13 protein-coding genes and 1 tRNA gene are annotated in these 17,789 nt (G+C 48.0%); 5 read left to right on the forward strand and 9 right to left on the reverse strand.

What is annotated here, in order from left to right; translation table 11 throughout:
• Positions 1 to 145: 145 nt before the first annotated feature.
• On the reverse strand, positions 146 to 1,249 hold the full coding sequence (glf, locus tag IDZ20_RS03775; RefSeq protein ID WP_188150092.1) for a UDP-galactopyranose mutase: 1,104 nt from the start codon (positions 1,247 to 1,249) through the stop codon (positions 146 to 148).
• A 211-nt stretch (positions 1,250 to 1,460) separates the two neighbouring features.
• Between glf and IDZ20_RS03780 the strand changes: the two genes are divergently transcribed.
• From IDZ20_RS03780 to IDZ20_RS03790, 3 genes are read left to right on the forward strand one after another with little or no spacing between them, the layout of a single operon-like run.
• Positions 1,461 to 2,336, forward strand: a complete 876-nt coding sequence (locus IDZ20_RS03780; protein WP_188150093.1) for a methylated-DNA--[protein]-cysteine S-methyltransferase — start codon at positions 1,461 to 1,463, stop codon at positions 2,334 to 2,336.
• Positions 2,337 to 2,338: 2 nt separating this feature from the next.
• A complete protein-coding gene (locus IDZ20_RS03785) occupies positions 2,339 to 2,953 on the forward strand; it encodes an alpha-ketoglutarate-dependent dioxygenase AlkB family protein (protein ID WP_188150094.1) in 615 nt (204 codons plus the stop codon).
• Complete coding sequence (locus tag IDZ20_RS03790) at positions 2,954 to 3,097, forward strand: LysR family transcriptional regulator (RefSeq protein ID WP_223144890.1); 144 nt, start codon at positions 2,954 to 2,956, stop codon at positions 3,095 to 3,097.
• Positions 3,098 to 3,399: 302 nt separating this feature from the next.
• On the opposite strand, the gene IDZ20_RS03795 is transcribed toward IDZ20_RS03790, so the two are convergent.
• Positions 3,400 to 4,254, reverse strand: a complete 855-nt coding sequence (locus IDZ20_RS03795; RefSeq protein WP_188150095.1) for an alpha/beta hydrolase — start codon at positions 4,252 to 4,254, stop codon at positions 3,400 to 3,402.
• A gap of 513 nt (positions 4,255 to 4,767) precedes the next feature.
• On the opposite strand from IDZ20_RS03795, the gene IDZ20_RS16295 reads away from it, so the two are divergent.
• Entirely contained in the window at positions 4,768 to 6,540 is a 1,773-nt protein-coding gene (locus tag IDZ20_RS16295; RefSeq protein ID WP_245792086.1) for a glycosyl hydrolase, read from the forward strand.
• Between the two features lie 269 nt (positions 6,541 to 6,809).
• On the opposite strand, the gene IDZ20_RS03820 is transcribed toward IDZ20_RS16295, so the two are convergent.
• The 7 genes from IDZ20_RS03820 to IDZ20_RS03850 all read right to left on the reverse strand — a co-directional run bounded on the left by IDZ20_RS03820 (position 6,810) and on the right by IDZ20_RS03850 (position 16,419).
• Positions 6,810 to 6,886, reverse strand: a tRNA-Ile gene (locus tag IDZ20_RS03820).
• Positions 6,887 to 7,507: 621 nt separating this feature from the next.
• Positions 7,508 to 8,839 (reverse strand): hypothetical protein, encoded by a 1,332-nt coding sequence (locus IDZ20_RS03825; protein ID WP_188150096.1) that lies wholly within the window; start codon positions 8,837 to 8,839, stop codon positions 7,508 to 7,510.
• Complete coding sequence (locus IDZ20_RS03830; protein WP_188150097.1) at positions 8,836 to 9,969, reverse strand: glycosyltransferase family 4 protein; 1,134 nt, start codon at positions 9,967 to 9,969, stop codon at positions 8,836 to 8,838. The genes IDZ20_RS03825 and IDZ20_RS03830 overlap by 4 nt, the downstream gene beginning before the upstream one ends.
• Positions 9,970 to 9,984: 15 nt before the next feature.
• On the reverse strand, positions 9,985 to 11,334 hold the full coding sequence (locus tag IDZ20_RS03835; RefSeq protein ID WP_245792087.1) for an O-antigen ligase family protein: 1,350 nt from the start codon (positions 11,332 to 11,334) through the stop codon (positions 9,985 to 9,987).
• A complete protein-coding gene (locus IDZ20_RS03840) occupies positions 11,331 to 12,746 on the reverse strand; it encodes a lipopolysaccharide biosynthesis protein (protein ID WP_245792089.1) in 1,416 nt (471 codons plus the stop codon). The genes IDZ20_RS03835 and IDZ20_RS03840 overlap by 4 nt, the downstream gene beginning before the upstream one ends.
• 1 nt (position 12,747) lies before the next feature.
• Complete coding sequence (locus IDZ20_RS03845; RefSeq protein ID WP_188150098.1) at positions 12,748 to 13,641, reverse strand: Wzz/FepE/Etk N-terminal domain-containing protein; 894 nt, start codon at positions 13,639 to 13,641, stop codon at positions 12,748 to 12,750.
• Positions 13,642 to 13,704: 63 nt separating this feature from the next.
• Positions 13,705 to 16,419, reverse strand: a complete 2,715-nt coding sequence (locus tag IDZ20_RS03850; RefSeq protein ID WP_188150099.1) for an SLBB domain-containing protein — start codon at positions 16,417 to 16,419, stop codon at positions 13,705 to 13,707.
• Positions 16,420 to 16,647: 228 nt separating this feature from the next.
• Between IDZ20_RS03850 and IDZ20_RS03855 the strand changes: the two genes are divergently transcribed.
• The gene (locus IDZ20_RS03855) at positions 16,648 to 17,787 is read left to right on the forward strand and encodes a glycosyltransferase (RefSeq protein WP_188150100.1); all 1,140 of its coding nucleotides are present in this window, start codon (positions 16,648 to 16,650) and stop codon (positions 17,785 to 17,787) included.
• Positions 17,788 to 17,789 lie beyond the last annotated feature (2 nt).

Consider the following 17,789-nt stretch of genomic DNA (forward strand, 5'->3'; position numbering starts at 1 on the left):
TGTGCGGGAGGGGTGTTTGTGGAAGGATGTACTTATACCCCGAAGCACAAGGATGTGCGGGAGGGGTGTTTGTGGAAGGATGTACTTATACCCCGGAGCATAAGGATGTGCGAGAGGGGTGTTTGTGGAAGGATGTACTTATCGTTTAACGACTAACGCCAAGTTTTTCCAGTGTATCGAAGGCTGAACGAATCACTTGGTGCATGTCGTAATATTTATACTCGGCGAGCCGGCCACCGAAAATCACCTTAGACTGCGCCGCAACTTCTTGCTGATACTGTTCTAGCAGCGCCGAATTTTGCGCGTCGTTTATCGGGTAGTAAGGTTCATCTTTTTCACCACAAGGGGTTGAATACTCCCTCGTGATTACGGTTTTTGGCGTAGTCACTTTTTCGAAGTGTTTGTGTTCGAGAATTCGCGTGTAGGGAACCGATTTGTCGGTGTAGTTAACCACCGCATTACCTTGCCAGTTTTCGGTATCCTTAACTTCGTGCTCAAACTTTAGCGACCGGTACTCTAACCGTCCAAATTTGTGATTAAAGAACGCATCAATTGGCCCCGTGTAAATCACGTTTTTGGCTAAGCTGTTGAACCTTTCTTGGTCGGCGAGGTAGTCGGTATTTGTTTCTACTTTTATTCCTGCGAGTATGGCTTCGATAAGCGCGGTATAGCCGCCAATCGGAATACCCTGATAACGATCGGTGAAGTAATTATTGTCGTAAGTAAACCGAACAGGTAGTCGCCGAATGATGAAGGCGGGTATTTCGGTTGCGGGTCTTCCCCACTGTTTTTCTGTATAGCCTTTAATAAGCTTTTCGTAAATATCTTTTCCTACTAGGCTTAAAGCCTGTTCTTCTAGGTTTTGTGGTTCCACCGAGCCGAAAAGACTTTTTTGTTTTGCGATTACCGCGCGCGCGTCTTCCGGCGTTTTAGTTCCCCAAAGTTGATAGAAGGTATTCATGTTAAACGGCAAGTTATAAATTTTGTCTTTAAACATCGCCATGGGTGAATTTATAAAGTTGTTGAACTCCACAAATGAATTAACGTACTCCCAAATTTCTAAATCACTGGTGTGGAAAATGTGGGCGCCATACTTATGGACGTTAATACCTTCGCGTTGCTCGGTGTAAATGTTTCCGCCGATGTGATCGCGCTTTTCTAATACGAGAACTTTCTTGCCGCTGCGATTGAGCTCTCTGGCGCATACCGAACCAAATAAACCGGAACCGACGATTAAGTAGTCGTACATAAAACTCACCTTTCTGCTGGGTAAAAGCCGCTAGAGGGATTGCGGGTCTTTGATGATAGCAGAAATGAATCCTCTAGGGCCGAGCCTAGTGTTTAACCTGCCGCAATACACCGGTATTGTCCGGTTGCCGCGAAAATACGCAAGAAACGGGTCGAGTTAAGTGTTGTTCACTATTAAACTGAGGCGGTCTATTTTACTCCTAGTGCCGAAAATGAATGACTCTGAGTCGCATAATTATAAGCGTATCGCTGCGGCGATTAGCTACTTACAGCAACACTACCGCGAGCAGCCAAGTTTAGCGGATGTAGCGGCACAGGTGCATTTGAGCCCTGAGCACTTCCAGCGATTGTTTCGACGTTGGGCGGGGGTGAGTCCTAAAAAGTTTACCCAATACCTCAGTCTTGAATACGCCAAGGGGTTACTACAACAGCGTAGCGCCACACTTGCTGATACCGCTGCGGCGATCGGTTTGTCGGGTACTGGCCGCTTACATGACCTATTCGTGTCGATTGAGGCTATGACGCCCGGAGACTATAAAAATGGCTCGCTTGCGCTAGGCTATAGTTTCGCGGCAACGCCTTTTGGTGAGGTTGTTATCGCTACCACCAACAAGGGCGTGTGTTATATCGCGTTTGTGGATTCTCGCGAAAATGCGCTGTCTCAACTGTATCAGTGCTACCCCAAGGCCTGTTTTACTGCAGTAGAAACACCTTACACCGCCGCGGTGTTGGCGGTGTTTCAGCCAGTTGCTAATATGCTCGCGCCGATAAAACTGCATCTCGCTGGAACCGACTTCCAATTAAAAGTGTGGGAAAGCTTGTTGAAAATCCCTCAGGGTTCGGCCTCCACTTATGGCGCTATCTCAGCGGAAATTGGTAAGCCTAAGGCGGCACGGGCGGTGGGTTCAGCCATCGGCAAAAACCCTGTTGCTTTTTTAATCCCCTGTCATCGCGTTATTCGGGCGAGTGGCGCGCTTGGCGGTTATCGCTGGGGCCTAGAGCGCAAGTTGGCGATGATGGGCTGGGAGGCTGCACACAGGTCGTGCGAGCTGGACGAAATACCTGTTCGAGCAGAAGAGCGAGAGTGATTATGGATCTATTTGATGCGTTAATAGACTCTAAGCAGAACCTTTTGCCTCAAGATGGTGAGGTTCATTATTACGGGCCGGTGTTGTCGTTTGATCATGCGGATACTTATCTTAAAAGCCTATTAGCCTCTATTGAGTGGCGAAATGACGAAGCTGTAATCTATGGCAAGCGTATTGTCACGAAACGTAAAGTTGCGTGGTATGGAGACAAGCCGTTCCGTTATACCTATTCGAAGACAACTAAAACAGCACTGCCTTGGACACCAGAGTTACTGGATTTAAAAAGCTGTGTAGAGCAGGCCTCTGGAGAACTATTTAATTCGTGCCTACTGAATTTATACAGCACTGGAGGTGAAGGTATGGCGTGGCACTGTGATGAAGAGGTCGATCTAAAAAGAGACGGGGCGATAGGCTCGCTTAGCTTGGGCGCGGAACGAAAATTTTCGTTTAGGCACAAACAGAACCAAACAGTGGTGTCGTTAGTGTTGCAGCATGGCAGCCTATTAGTCATGCGTGGTACGACACAAACCCACTGGCTGCATCGCTTGCCGCCAACTACTAAAATCTCCGAGCCACGGGTTAATCTCACCTTTCGAACCATCGCAAGAGGATATTAGATGAAGAACCAGGAGCTCCACTTGCTGTATGTGTTCGACGCCATAATGCTGGAGGGCTCGGTGACACGAGCGGCGAAGCGATTAGCCATGACCCAGCCGGCGGTTTCCAATGCCGGTGTATGTGATGTGGCATGCTCGTCATGATAAGGACCCAGGCTTAATTTGGATTAGAGACCTATTTAATACGGGGTTTCATACTGGGCTTCTGATTAAAAACTATCTAACTTGCACCGAGCGTTTTACTCAGCACTAGCCCGCCCCAAACAAAATGTCGGTCGCCATCACCGCGTTTAATCTCTGACGATTGCGCCCGAACCACATAACTAAACTTAAAGGTCGGCCCGACACTACGCGTATAGCCAGCCCAAGCTTCGACGATAATCGGCCGTAACTGATCCTGCTGTAGTTGATGTTCACTAGCGGGGAATCGGCAGGCGTTGGTGCCCCTAGCGTATAAACAGCGCCTGTAGAGCCTGTTCGAACGAAGGGGGAGCGACGTCGTTGTGGCGTACTGGAATGTCGAAGCGGATAATGTCCAAGCCGTCAAAATTGTTGGCGTCGAGGCGTCGGTTAAAATCCGATACTGATCCGTGATTACCGAACTCAGTGGCCGTGGTTAACACCAGTGTCGCGTTTAGGGTTTGGTTGGCGTTAAAGCGATCGCTTAACAGCTCGTGCCAGCCATTCGGGTTCTCGTAAAAGCTGCCGTCGAAACTCAAGTAGTTAATAAAATTTGGCGCTACAACATCATCAATAAGAAGCGCTATACCCACAAATAGCCCCCCGTAAGAGGTGCCGACCAAGGTCCGCTGGCTTTGGTCGGCTCGGTATTCTGATTCCATTATCGGTAACAGCTCGGTGACTAACACCTGAAAGTAATTCACGGCGCCCGGCAAGCGATAGTCCACCGCACGTCGATCGTTTGGCCCCTGTTCTATTGCCACTAGAATTGCGTCGATCCCAAACTGGTAAAGCTGATTGCGAAAGCCCCCAAAAACCCACTGCCCGTCGGTTGTATATATGATGGGGTAGGTGCGATCGGTCGAGTTGTAGTCCTCGGGCAGATAGACATGTACAGGATAAGTTATGCCGGTAATAGATGAATAAAGCTGGTGCTCGCGAATGTTGGGGGCCTCTTCTGGAGCCCGCGTGGGGAGTGGGGTTGGTGTTGCAGCTATTGGTGCCTGCGTAGGAGGCGTAACCGCAAACCGCGTTTGGTGACCGCCGCCGCATGCGGATAGTATTAATGCCGCAACGGTTAATAGGGCTATAAGCCGGAGTGGTTTTGCTCTACAGCGCATAGAAGAATTACCGAGTAAGTTGAATCTAGTAAAGATTAAGTTTGAGTATATCGGTTTGCGGTTCTGATGCGTTCTGATTGTTAAAGACGAACCTGCAACGAGCACTTTGATGATTCCGCGTCCATCGCACACACAATACCTGCTCAACTAATGAGCAGGTTGGAAAGCTTCTGATGATCTTGGCGGGTATAAGAAATTGCGAACCTAGATTTTAATTGTATAGATTGTCCCTGACATTAAAAACACGGCGTTACGTTCGTTTTTTTTGATAACCCAGACTAAAGAACAGTTAGTCGTTATAAATCAGTAATTTAGTGTTGCCTCCAAATGTAAACGGTTACAGGTGGTGGCGCGAGAAGCATTTAAATGTAGCGGTTTTAGGTCTTTTCTATAGCTTTTTAGTATTTATACTAAGACTAAAGGTTTAGTAGTGTGTCGACTTGGAAATAAACAGGCCCCTGCTTATTGCTGTTTAGTAGGGGGAGACACTACTGCCGTATGAGAATTAATAATATGAAAAAACCTTTTATTGCTGTTGTTGGACTCGTGGCATTGTCCGTAAGTTCTTTTTCGAGCGCCCAAGATTACCCTACTTGTTCTAGTTCTAATGCCGACCCAGATGGTGACGGCTGGGGCTGGGAAAACAATCAAAGCTGTATCGTTGCAGAGCCGACACCTACTCCAGTGGCAACCCCAGAACCAACGCCCGAACCTATTGTACCGGTTAGTGTAACTGTGGCGCTGGACAGTAACGGAAACCCAATTTGCTCTAGCGCGAGCGTAGACCCTGATGGCGACGGTTGGGGTTGGGAAAATAACGCCAGTTGTGTTGTGGTTGAGAGTGTAGAGCCGACGCCTGCGCCTACCGTCGAGCCAACACCTACTCCTACTGCAGCGCCAACACCAACGCCTACCCCGGTGCCTAGCGTAGCTCCGACTCCTGCCCCAACAGCAGTTCCTACTGAGGTGGCCGTGGATAGCAACGGCAATCCCATATGTGCTAGTGCCGATTCAGATCCAGATGGCGACGGCTGGGGTTGGGAAAACGATGGGAGCTGTGTCGTGGCTGCAACCGCGGAACCTACACCTACTGCCACTCCAACCGAAACGCCAGCGGCAACTGAAGAGCCGGTTGCCGAAAGTGGTGCAACGCCGAGCTGCTCAAACGTATCAGCCGACCCAGATGGTGATGGCTGGGGCTGGGAAAACGATGCTAGTTGTGTTGTTGACGATAGCACTAGTACATCAAGCAGTAGCAACCCTGTTGCTGTAGCGGCGACGTCCACAGCGTTGTCAAACCCAAATGCAAATCAGGCAGCGAAAGATCTTTACACTTATTTCCGAGGTCTAGCTTCTGGGACAAGTAATCGTGTTCTGTCTGGCGCCTTCGGTGGTTACTCGGGAATTGGTGGAGACGATGCATTTGGTATTGCTGAATCTGATACTACTTTGGAGTGGACAGGGCAGCGTCCGGCTATTTACGCCTGCGACTATGCGCGTGGTTGGGACACTGATAGCACCCCGGCGAACTTAATCGACTATGGTTGTAACACCTTGCTAAAAGATATTGCACTTACTAAAGGCGGTCTAGTGCAAATTAGCAACCACCTGCCAAGCCCTGTACCGGCAAACGGTGGCGGACTTAAAGATGTGATTAGCAATGCAGACTACGCGTCGATTTTAGAAAGTGGCTCAGCGATACGTACACGTTGGTTAAGCATCTTAGATAAAGTCGCAGAAGGCCTAGACGATTTGCAAGCTGCCGGTGTTACCGTCATCTATCGCCCTTTACATGAAATGAATGGTGAGTGGTTCTGGTGGGGGACAACGGAATACAACAGTAACGATGCTACACGTCATCAGCTGTACCGCGATCTCTATATCGATATGTATAACTACTTTACCCAAACTAAAGGTTTGAATAACTTGATATGGGTATTTTCACCAGACGCTAATCGCAGCTACAAATTAGATTTTTACCCAGGCGAGCAGTATGTTGATATCGTAGGTCTTGACGCTTACACCGCTGACCCAGCAGACCAAAATGTTATCGACGGATACGCCGAACTTCTCAGCCTTGGCAAGCCATTCGCCTTCGCAGAAATTGGTCCAAATACGTCAGCAGAGGGTAGCTATGATTTCGGTGCCTTCATCGATGCAATCCATACACACTTCCCTGAGACAATCTATTTTATTCCTTGGAATAACAAGTGGAGCCCAAGTCAAAACCTGAATGCCGACTTGCTATTCAACGATGACTGGACAATTAATTTAGGCGAGTTATAACGAATAAAGCCACTAGTGTCGGCTAGAGCTGAGGCTAGTATCTTTTTCACCAAGGCTTCACAGGCGTTACGCTGTGAAGCCTTTTTTATGTTGGTGTTCGGCGTGAATACGGTGGGAGTTCGCACACAGCGTCGGCTGAACGATAATTTATTGTTACCAGGGGCCGTGAGTGTGCTAAGCAGTACTCGTCGCTTAAAACAAAAGTACTTAGGTTGATAAAAGCGGCCAAGCTATGCTGGCAAAACGAGTGGACGGCTTTTCAGCTTAAATGGTGGGCCTTCCCAGACTTGAACTGGGGACCTGCCGATTATGAGTCGGATGCTCTAACCAACTGAGCTAAAGGCCCTTTGAGACGTAAAACGCGGCGCATTATAGTGGGCTGTTACAGATAAAACTAGTCGCCTAGCGCGCCCAAATTTATGTGGGCTGCTCTCGGACGATTAACTGACACCTGCAATCTGGAGGTCAAATTGAAGAAGAGAGAAACCCGCAGTGAGAGGAGCCCGGTTTCACGGTACTTACAGCATCGAATTAACGGTTACCTTCGTTCTCTATTTCGTTCCTCTCGCTCGCCTCGCTCTGGACGTTCCCTGCGGCTTTGTTCATTTGAACTTTGATCTCGCAGCTTTCTCCGTTCATCTCGTTCTTGCTTTACTTGTTCATTGCCATCTAAGTCAAAAGGCTGTCGATAGTATTCCAATTGTTGCGCCGATAAATTTTGTAGAAGCGACTCTCGTTTTTTTATTTGAGACAAGTTAAATGCTGTTTCGGGCGTTGAGTGCGCTACTGAGCTGTTGTTTCCTGTTGAATCTATGGATGATGGGAGTGTATTTTTGGAATTTACGTCCTCCCCAGATGCACATCCATTATTTATAGGTAAAATCACGCTGAGTATAACCATCACCAAGAGTCGCGAGCTGAAGAATTTTTGCCGAGAACTATATCTAAAAAATATCATATCGATTCCTTAGGGTTGAGCTATCACAAATTGCAATGAACCTGGAGATAGCGTAAACCCAGTCTCGTAAGTCTGTTCTTGTTGAGATATTCCTGTATCGGAGAACAGGCGATGAAATTCGGGCTTGCCAAATGAGCCTAAAGCGGCACTAGTAACTTTTCCGGAACGTTTTTGATCTGCAGGGAATACAATGAGCAAACGCTTTTTCGACGGTAATATTTCGAAGCTGTAGTACTCTATGTTTTCACCGCTAAGTTTCGGCTGTTGTGAGACTGGTAGCGCTACCAGTTCGGATGACGCGCCCAGCTGTTGGTATAAAAAACCCATTGCATCATTTGTCTTGGTATTCGATGCTCCTTGATCGGCGCCCCAGAAGAATGTGCGGCCTTGTGTTGCCGTCATTTTATGCTGTTGCCACCAGTCCATATATCGAGCAAATACTTGAAGCGAAGATACGCCTCCCTGATTTTGCTTTGCACGCTGTAGGCCGACTTCCTCTGTAGACCATATCGCATTTATTTTGCCTTTCTGAAACCATTTTTGATGAATGCTGTCGAGCGAGCCTCGCCAGCTAGAAACATTTGCGCTGGCGATGTAGTGCAAAGAAATAACATCTATTAGCTCATACACCTTTAAGCCTTGCAGGGATGGGCTGGTTAACCCTTGAACTTTATAGTTCAGTAATTCATCAAGAAATTTTTGTGCTTTTGGATTTGCTGCTGCGGCTAATGAGCCCAACACTATGTATATGTTCTTTCCCTTGCCTTGCGTTTTAGCGGAGCGTATAGCGTCCACACCTGGAGCGAGAAAATATTCAACATAGTAGGGGATTAATGTCGGATCGTGGGCGTTTATACGCTGCCCCGTATCTTCCCATTGGTGGATTGTTTCGCTAAACCGACGGGAATTAATTTCGTTGCCAAATTGCCAATAAACATCGCCAGATGTCGCAGGCATGGCGGCAATTATATCTACATTTTTTTGTAGTTGATCTTTCCACGTTTTGCCGAAGTCGAGCAGTATATGCGTCATAAAGTGGTCGACTGCGGCACTGCTACGCCCAGATCCAAGGCCTCCGGGGCTGTAAATAATATCCTTAGTAGATATGTAGTCTTTTAGGGTAGTTGTTTTTTCGGCGCTATAAATACCAGAAAAAAAACCGGCACCCTCAGGGTCTCGCACAGAGCCTGCCCACGGCATTTCTCTATAGTGGGAGCCTAAGTAGTTCACCCAGGGTTCTGCAACTGCGGGAAACGAAAAAAACAATCCGCAACTGAATAGTAAAACAAAGGGCGTCGTATACTTCGTCGAAGGTGTCTTTACCTTAGGGGAGATACTCATGGTTTTGGGATCCGTTTCGGTGTTGATTCCAAAATCGAGGAATCGATGAATGTTTTTATCGCGCTTTTAAAGTTCTCGCGAGAAAACTTATTTGCCCAATCAATCAGTGTTTCTTTTTTAAATACATTTGTGTCTTGTTCGAAGGCGTCTATTGCTTGACAAAGACTTTCGGCTGTTTGCTCATGGAACAGCTTTCCTGTGACACCGTCTATGACGGTGTCGAGAGCGCCGCCTTGACCGAAAGCGATAACGGGAGTCCCCGATGCCATGGCCTCTAAGGGCACGATACCAAAATCTTCGATTCCAGGAAAAATAAGGGCTTTACAATGCCGATAGTGATGCCGGATTTCACTGAAGGGCTGCCAACCTAGAATTTCGACATTGCTTGCGGCTAAGTTTTGCAGTTGAGTGAGCTGTTCACCTTCTCCTATAACCACGAGTCTTTTCCCTAGCCTATTGAAGGCCTCAACCGCAATTTCGGCACGTTTGTAGTTTACCAACTGCCCTACCATTAAGTAGTAGTCACCGGTTTCTTCGGTTGCCGAAAAATCTTCTACCGCTACGGGTGGGAATATTACTTCGGCACTGCGGCGGTAACATTTTTTAATACGGGCGGCTACGTAGCTTGAATTTGCAATAAAGTAATCAACGCGAGCGGCGCTTGCAAAATCCCAAAAGCGTAAGTAGTGCGCGAAGGGGCGCATTAACCAGCGAGTAACTCTACCACTGCTGCGTAGATAACTGGGGTACATATCCCATAGGTAGCGCATTGGCGTGTGACAGTAACAAATATGCACAGCATCAGGGCGGGTAATAACACCCTTGGCCGGCCCAGATTCGCTAGAAATAATTAAGTCGTAAGCCGAAAGATCCAGCTGCTCAAGCGCCAATGGCATTAGCGGTAAATATTTTTGATACCAGTTTTTGGCGTTCGGCAGTTTTGCAATAAAGGTTGTAAAAATCCGGTGCTTTAGCAAGCGTTCGGAGAGTTTTTTAGGGTCGTAAACATGGGTGTATATATCGGCGTCTGGGTAAAGCTCGCAGAGGGCTTCTAATACTTTTTCGCCGCCACGCATTCCCACAAGCCAGTAGTGGACTAAAGCGACGCGTTGAGGTTTGGATTGTGGCATTTGGAACAGTCCGTTTTAGGGGGGGGTACTGGAGGTAAGGTTTGGTTTTCCGATTTTGACTGCTTCTCGGTAATAGGCGGCTCCTGCCCCCAGTAGTGTGAGGACGGGGATCATCACCGATGGCGCTGCCAGTGCGTGGCCAGTGAGCGCGCAGGTTAGTATGTACACCACCAAGCCTTGGCTGGCGACATAATACGCGCGTAAATTTTGTATTGGTTTAAATAGGGTCTCAGCCTTACGGCAACGAAAGTACAATGCTACCCATATCGTTAAATATAGGGCCATGCCAAACAAGCCTGACTCGGCCAATATATGAAAATAAGAGTTGTGTGCGCTGGCCGTGTTGAAAACTTGTCGGCCGTCTAGCGCCATGTTGAACATAGGGGTGTCGGTAAGCACTAGCGTACGGTCGTTGAATCGACCCCAGCCTATACCTACCCAGGGGCTATCGACAAAGCATTTACTCGCGTACACCCACAACATAATTCGCACTAAGGTTGTTACGTCGCCAGATTCTAAATTGGAGTTGCCGTCGGTAGGGTTCCAATCGCCAACCGCCCAATCACTCTTAATACCCGCTTTCGTTTGGTCTACGATTCCGCTGATGGTGTCGCCACTTACCATTCCTACTGTACGGTTGTAGGTCTTGCTGCTCATCATTTCTATGGCCGGTATCATTGCCAGTATTACAAGTGCAACGGGGATCAACATCTTTGGATTTTTACGCTTAACACCGTAATACCAGCCGAGGGCTACGAGCACGCCAAGCAAAGCTTCTCGCGAGCCGGATGAGAATACGGGGCCGAGCAGCAGTAAGGCTACAAACAGGTGGCGAACACGCCGGCTTTCTGCCGACCAAAGTATTGCGAATACCGCTAGACACCCAAAAAATGTTCCGGCGCCGGTGTGTGAAGTGAAAAAAGCATGGAACTCATCGGCATGCCCCTCACCGGAAAGTGCGCGAGTACCAGTGACGAGCCAAATTAGATAAATGGTAACGCTAACCACCGTGAGGTAGGTTACATGCTTGCGGATACGTTCCAGTTCCCATGTGGAAAAGGGGACGACGCAAAGGGCCAGTAAGGGTAAAACTGAAATTAGAATACGTCCTTCACCATTATAAAAACGCGGAGAAGCAAAACTCGTCAGCGATATTGAACCGACTGCCAGACCCGTAGCCAGCCAGAACCCAATATTCAGCAGCAGTAGTATCCCGATGGTGTCCAGTTTTTGGCCTTTTGCCAGGGATAGATAGGTCAGGACAACGGCCATCAATAGACCTAGTGCTACAAGAACGCCCACCTCTAGAAAAAAAGTGCCCCACAGTAAGGTGACGCACATCATGCTTGTAGCGGTTAGCTTCACGGAATGTGCCTGCTACCTTGTCGGCGCTGCCGAGCTGGCCTGTTGCGCAATAGCGCAGCAATGGCACCCACACGCCTTAACAAGGGCGGCCAAACCCAAGTGTTGAGCCCGAGCGACATTCGGCAGACGAGCATCGCCGCGAGCGCTTGCACGGCAATGGCCACTGCGAAAACCACGGCGATACCGTTAATACCATGCTGGTCAACAACTAACAGAGCGGCAACTATGGCAGCCAAGGTACAAACTAGTGTGATCCGCAATACCGCTTGTTGTTGATTGGTCATTAGCAAGACTTGAATACTTACGCCGGCGATAAGACTGCCCGCTTGCCCAATCGCTAGTATGGTCAGAATATTACTGGCTCCGGCATAAAACACATCGCCATAAAGTAAACTGAGTAAACTATCTCCCCACAGCACTAATCCGCCAATAACGACGAGGGTAGGCATAGCTAAAAAGGTTGGAACCAGCTGTACAATGCGTTGCAGTTGTTCGCGATCACCGCGAGCATTTAGTTGCGCTATAACCGGTGCCGTAATGGCTACCGCGATGAGCATGGGGGTGCCGAGCAGACCAATTACCCTTGCTGCAGCACCGTAGAGTGCGACTTGGTCGTCGGCAACGTACATGCCTAAAAGCCATATATCGGCGCGTGTTAGTACAATGTTCCCTAAGCTGGCGATAAAGATGGGAAGCGCCAAGGTAGCGAGGCTGCGAGACGGTAGTGAAAATGGCGGGCGAAATATCGGTACACTACGACCTAGGCTAACAAAGGCAACAAGAAGGCTGAGCGCCATAGCGCCAAAGGAGATCCATACCGCTTGCTCTAGAGTACAAGTGCCGAGCCAGAACGCTATAGCACCGAATGCTAGCGCCATGACTATTCCAGAAAACGCACCGGCAAAAATCGAGGCCATACGCATATTGTGTATGCCGCGAAAGGCTTCACCGACACTGCGTTGCAGTGCCATGGCGACTAACCATAGGCCAATAAAAGGGATTACGCCGAGCATTTTTTCAGAATGAAAAACAGATGTTGCGAGCCACTGGCCAAGGCCGAAATTAAAGATTAGTAAACAGCTAAAAGCGACGCCGGTTGCCAATAACAGGCAGCGTTGCATCATCGCTTTAACCTCTTGCCGACCGCCGGTTTCGAATGCCTCGGCACATCGTTTAACAATGACCTGTGGAATACCCATCTGCACAAAGGTACTGGCGATAATCACAAAGTTGGCGATGATAAAGTAAACCCCCATATCGCCAGGGCTGAGTAGCCTAGCGAGAAGGCCAAGGGTAATGACTTGTGTCGCTGCAACCACTAGCCGACTTAGCAGCACCCAAACGCCGCCACTAGCCATGCGTCGGCCGGAATATGTTGGCTTATTATCATTGCCGTTAGCTACCTGGTTCACCCTAGGCACTCCTTGCGGCGTTACGTGTAGTGCGAATTAGGTGTATGAGTAGCACGAGGGTTATACCGATAAAGCTACCGATTACGATTCCGACAATAATTAAAATCATGGTGAGTTTTGGTATTGCTGGCTCTTCGGGAACAACGGCGGGGTCAATTATTTTGAAGGCGTACTGTTTGTGGACGTTGGCGGCAACCACTTTAGCCATCTGGGTTTTTATCAGCTCATTGAGTGAGGTTTTTAAGTCCAATGCGGCGGTGCGCTGTAGTTCCGACTTCAAGTAGTCTAAGGTTTGCTCCGCTTCCAAAATAGCATTTTGGCGGAGAACTTCATTAACCGTGGCGACAATATTATTGGCCCAGGCCGCCGCCATTTCGGGATTTGTCCAGCTCACAGAAATACGTAATAAACCCGATTCTGCGTCCTTGCTTACATCAAGTACTTTTCGTTGAAAGCGTTTGTAGCCATCCCAGAGTGTGGGCGCTTTTTCTGAACTCGACGTTTTCCACTGCTGTTTTTGTTCGTCCCACTTACTGCGAAACAGAATCGGCATTAAATCATTCTTGGTGATAAAGCGGTTTATGAAATCGCGCGAAGTTATCATCGCGACAGCTTCGTTCGAAACGACATCTACTGCTATATCGACCGTAGAGCTACTACTTGGGTCAGTTTTGAGTACCGAGTTTGCTTCGGCGACGATCACTTCAGCGGTGTAATTAATAGGAGATATTTTTGCCAGCAGCGCAAACAAAACGCAAAACAATAGCACTATGCCCAAGATGATGAACTTGCCTTTGTAAATTGCATGGCCAATTTCCATAAGGTGCATAGACTCAGGGACACTGCCTAATTCTAGATAGTAGTGGTTTGGCAGGCGGGGCTTTTGGTTTTCCATGACTTTTCCTGAGCGGCAAGCGATGCCGCTTTAGTGTTGAAGAGAACGTGGTCGGAGGTGAAGCTATTCGCGAATAATGATAGTACCAGCGCGATCTTCTGCGGCTTCAGCCATTTTCCATGCAGCCGCAGCATTTACCACCGCAGCGGAAGGATTGACTAAATTGGCGATAATGCCTGTAATTTCGCTCCATTTGGTCAGGCCGCGAATTTTTTCCACGTCTAAAGGTACTACTACCGTGTCGCCGGCCTCAACTCCTACTTTCTTCCAGCGCGTTTTGGCTTTTATTGCCGCGCCGTTTGCACGAACGATATAGACAAGTTTAGATTTCGACTTCTTGGTAATACCGCCACTCAAGGCAATATATTGCATGGCATTTTTGTTTGATAAGTGGAGGTGAGTTGTTGGTCGGTTAACCTCGCCTACCACAGCAACGGATTCCGTAGTAGGCGGTATATAAATTTTATCGCCATCAGTTAAGCTAATGTCGGTTGTGTCTTTATTTCCGTCGGCTAAATTTTCGAGCAGCAGCGGAAGGTCAAACACTAACCGGCCTGCGGGGTCAGCATTTCGCAATAGCGATACAACATCGCTAGCCACGTCTAGTGATTCGCCGGGGCGCAGGTTCTCATCGGCGCGCTCTAGAATGGTTGCTTTTAGTCCCACCTCAATTTGGTCGGCTAGTAACAGCATTTCTTTTTTCTCTACGGCTTTTATTGATTCGCGAACAAACACCGTGCCGCGCGGGAATGCCATATTCGTCATGCCTCCGGCTCGCTCCAGGAGTTGACTTAATTTTTCGCCGGGAGATACGCGATAACGGCCGGGATAGCGTACTTCGCCAGCTATATCGACATTAAATTGCTGGGTGATACGAGGGTCTGTTCGTACGGTGATTGTGTCATAGCTAGTCAGGATCGCATCGCTATCGCTGCCAGGTGCTAGCGTAGAAAGATTAATATTGAGGTGATGAATTCGGGGATTTCCGGTTTCATCGTAGACCATACGCGTTAGCTCGGCGGTTTGTCCTCGAGCAGATTCGGTCAAGCCATCAGCAAGTGTCAGTAGTGTACTTACGCGCATCTCTCTAGTCAGTGGATAGGTGCCAGGCTCTCTTACGCCACCTTGTATCGTCGCTACCCGAGCCGGAGCGTCTAGGCTTGCCACTGCTGTAAGTTGGCGAACGAGTGGATTTAGCAATTGACTGCGCTGGCCAATTGTTGCCGAACTGAAGAAATAAAGCGTATCGCCGGCGTTTAAAGTCGGGTCGAATTCAGAGTTGCGTTTTGATAACGCTGAGTTAGGAGAAAAGCTAATAATGCGAGGCTTAGCGCTTGCTAGTTGCTCGCCGCTGATTAATGCAATGTCGCGGTCGTATGTTTGAGTGAGTAGCCCGGGCTTTGTAAGGAGATTCGATACGCGAAGCCCAGGTTTCCAGCTGTGCTCGCCGGCCTGCTGTACGTCGCCTAAAACTGTGATGGTTTGCGAATTATTCGAGTTAACTGCGATAATTTGAATGCGGTCGCCGTCTTTTAGTAACTCGCTACGACCACTACTTCGAGTTACGTCTGCCTCAATTAATCTTTTACCATTAACATCTGTACGCTCTATTAAAACGCGTTTACTTGACGCGTTTGGCGTTAGTCCCGCCAGAGATAATAGGGTGCCTAAGGTTGTATTCGCTTCCAGCTCATAGATTGCTGGCCGAAGAATTTCTCCGCGAACGGATACGCGTTGCTTAGCAACCGGTACAAATAATGTATCACCAGAGATTAGGCGAATTTCGTCACTTGTACCGCCGGTTAGCAGTAGGTCGTAAAGGTCGATAACAGCGACGGTTTTACTCGCGCGTTTTACATAAATAGAACGGTATGAGCCTATATCGCTAATGCCGCCTGCCGCACTAAGTAGCTCGGTTACGTTACTTAATGCTCCTAGAACATAGTTTCCTGGGTTAATAACTTCGCCCACTACGCGTAAGTTGATCGCTTTTAAGCTACCAATAGAAATATAAGCCTCAACGCCGATAAGCTTTTCCGAAATTTGTTTTGACAGGAACTGTTTGGTTTCCTCCAGTGATTTTCCCGCTACAAGAACAGGGCCTATCTGCGAGATATCGACCATTCCTTCTCGGGAGACGGTGACATTCGTCGTAGAATTTTCAGAACCAAATAGTTGAATTTGAAGCTCATCTCCTGCCGCTAAAACGTAACTGCTCGGCACCGCAAGGGCGCCGAGTGGCTGTGAACTTGTGTTGGCGAACAAATCGCTACCAAACGGCCTAAGTACGCTGTCATCTATGTTCGATAGGGGGAGGATTACTAACTTAATTTCGGCGTCGGCGAGTATAGGCTCAGCACTTAGGCGCAGCGTCGCTTCAGATTCGTTTAGTCCAGCTAAATTAAAAACACCGATATTATCTAGGTGTAAATATCCGTGGGCATCGATTGAAAATATTTTTTCTGTTGGAAATAGGGCCGCTAGCGGGTTAGACGGTGTAGTTTGTATGTCAAGAAAAAGAGTAGATCGCGCGGCAATACGCAAGTTGTCAGTATTTGTGGCATTGGTCGGCGCGCTGTAGGCAATAGCATTATGCGCAGTTACGCTGGTTTTGCTGTCCAACTCTTGTAAACTAAGATCCAAAGCCGCTGGAGATGTAGCGCCGGCAACCGTAGCGTTAGCCGCGATAGCGAGCTGAGCTAGGCTAACTAACACTACGCTTAAGAGGATTTGTTGGATAAAGGTATAGCCACGCTGAAGGTTGCGTTTGTGTTTCATTTGGTTGTCAATCCTATTATTGTCTTAGGCCGAGCGTTTCATTGCTCGACATTGTACTTGTGCTGTGGTTTGAATGTCGCGTAAATAAGCGATTTAATAACGAAATACTAAAAATTTTAGAGAGTTTTAGATCTTGATATTCACGTTATAATGAATTCGATTCTTTCGCCCAATAAAATAATACGCTTGCCTCAAAAAAAGCCTACCCAACCACCGGACACTACTGTAATGCTGCAAGCTAAACGAATTTTTTTCTATATGGACGCTAACACTATTGGTGGACATGAAATATTAACTGCGCAAATCGCAAATTATTTGTCGTCCCAGCCTGATTGGGACGTACATTGTGCTTACTACTATCCTGGTACGGCATCTTTGTTTAATGGCGATATACAGCAAGTGCAATTGCCGTTTCATTGTAAGGACCCGCGTATCCTTCATAATGGCGAGTTCGATATATACTACCTAAAAAAACTTTTCTTAAGTGTTAAGCCGGACCTCATTGTAGTCGCACAAGGGTATATTGAATCGGGTGTGCGAGGACTAATTGCTGCGCGCTTAGCGGGCATTAAAGTCGGCTCTTATATTCCGTTTGGCCAAACCAATACTGAGCTTGGAAATCGTTTTGCTCGGTTGCGGGATATTATTTCAATTCCGCTATACCGAATGAGCCAATTTTATTTGACCATTAGCGATGTTCAAAGGCATTTTTTACAGCGCCTTGTACCAAGCACTCCTGTCTACGTTATAAATAATCCCGTTACACTCCAGGGCGAGACACCTGTCGACCCACCGGAAACACTTGGGAAGCGTAGCTCAAACAAACAACATTTTGCGGTTGTTGGCCGAGTGGTCTTTAAGCAAAAAAACCAAAACATTTTGGTTGAAGTTGCAAAGCTGTTTGCTTCTCGTGGAATCCACGTTCAGTTTCATATCGTGGGGGACGGGCCAGATTTAGCATCGCTAAAGCAAATGGTAAATGGCGCCGGCCTTCAGTCATCATTTGAATTTCATGGCTGGCTGCAAGCCGGACCGCTAGCCGCACTTTTGAAAACCGAAATCGACGCTGTGATAATGCCCTCTCATTATGAAGGGTTGCCCCTCGTGTTTCTCGAATCTGTATTCCGCGGGAAACCTGTTCTTGTATCGGATCTCCCGTTTACGGAAGATTACCAGTTGCCGCAGTGCTATCGCTTTAAGTCCAGTTCAGCTGAACAAATAGCCGATAAGATACACGGCCTAAGCGCTGCATACCGCCGCTCAGAGTTGCAAGCCATACAAAACCGAGTGCTGGATATTAATAGTCAAGAGCGATTCGAGGCGGACATTGCCGAAACCTTTGCAAAGTTAATCGCTCCTCAAATATAAGT

The organism is Teredinibacter waterburyi (assembly GCF_001922985.1).
GTDB classification, from domain to species: Bacteria; Pseudomonadota; Gammaproteobacteria; order Pseudomonadales; family Cellvibrionaceae; genus Teredinibacter; species Teredinibacter waterburyi.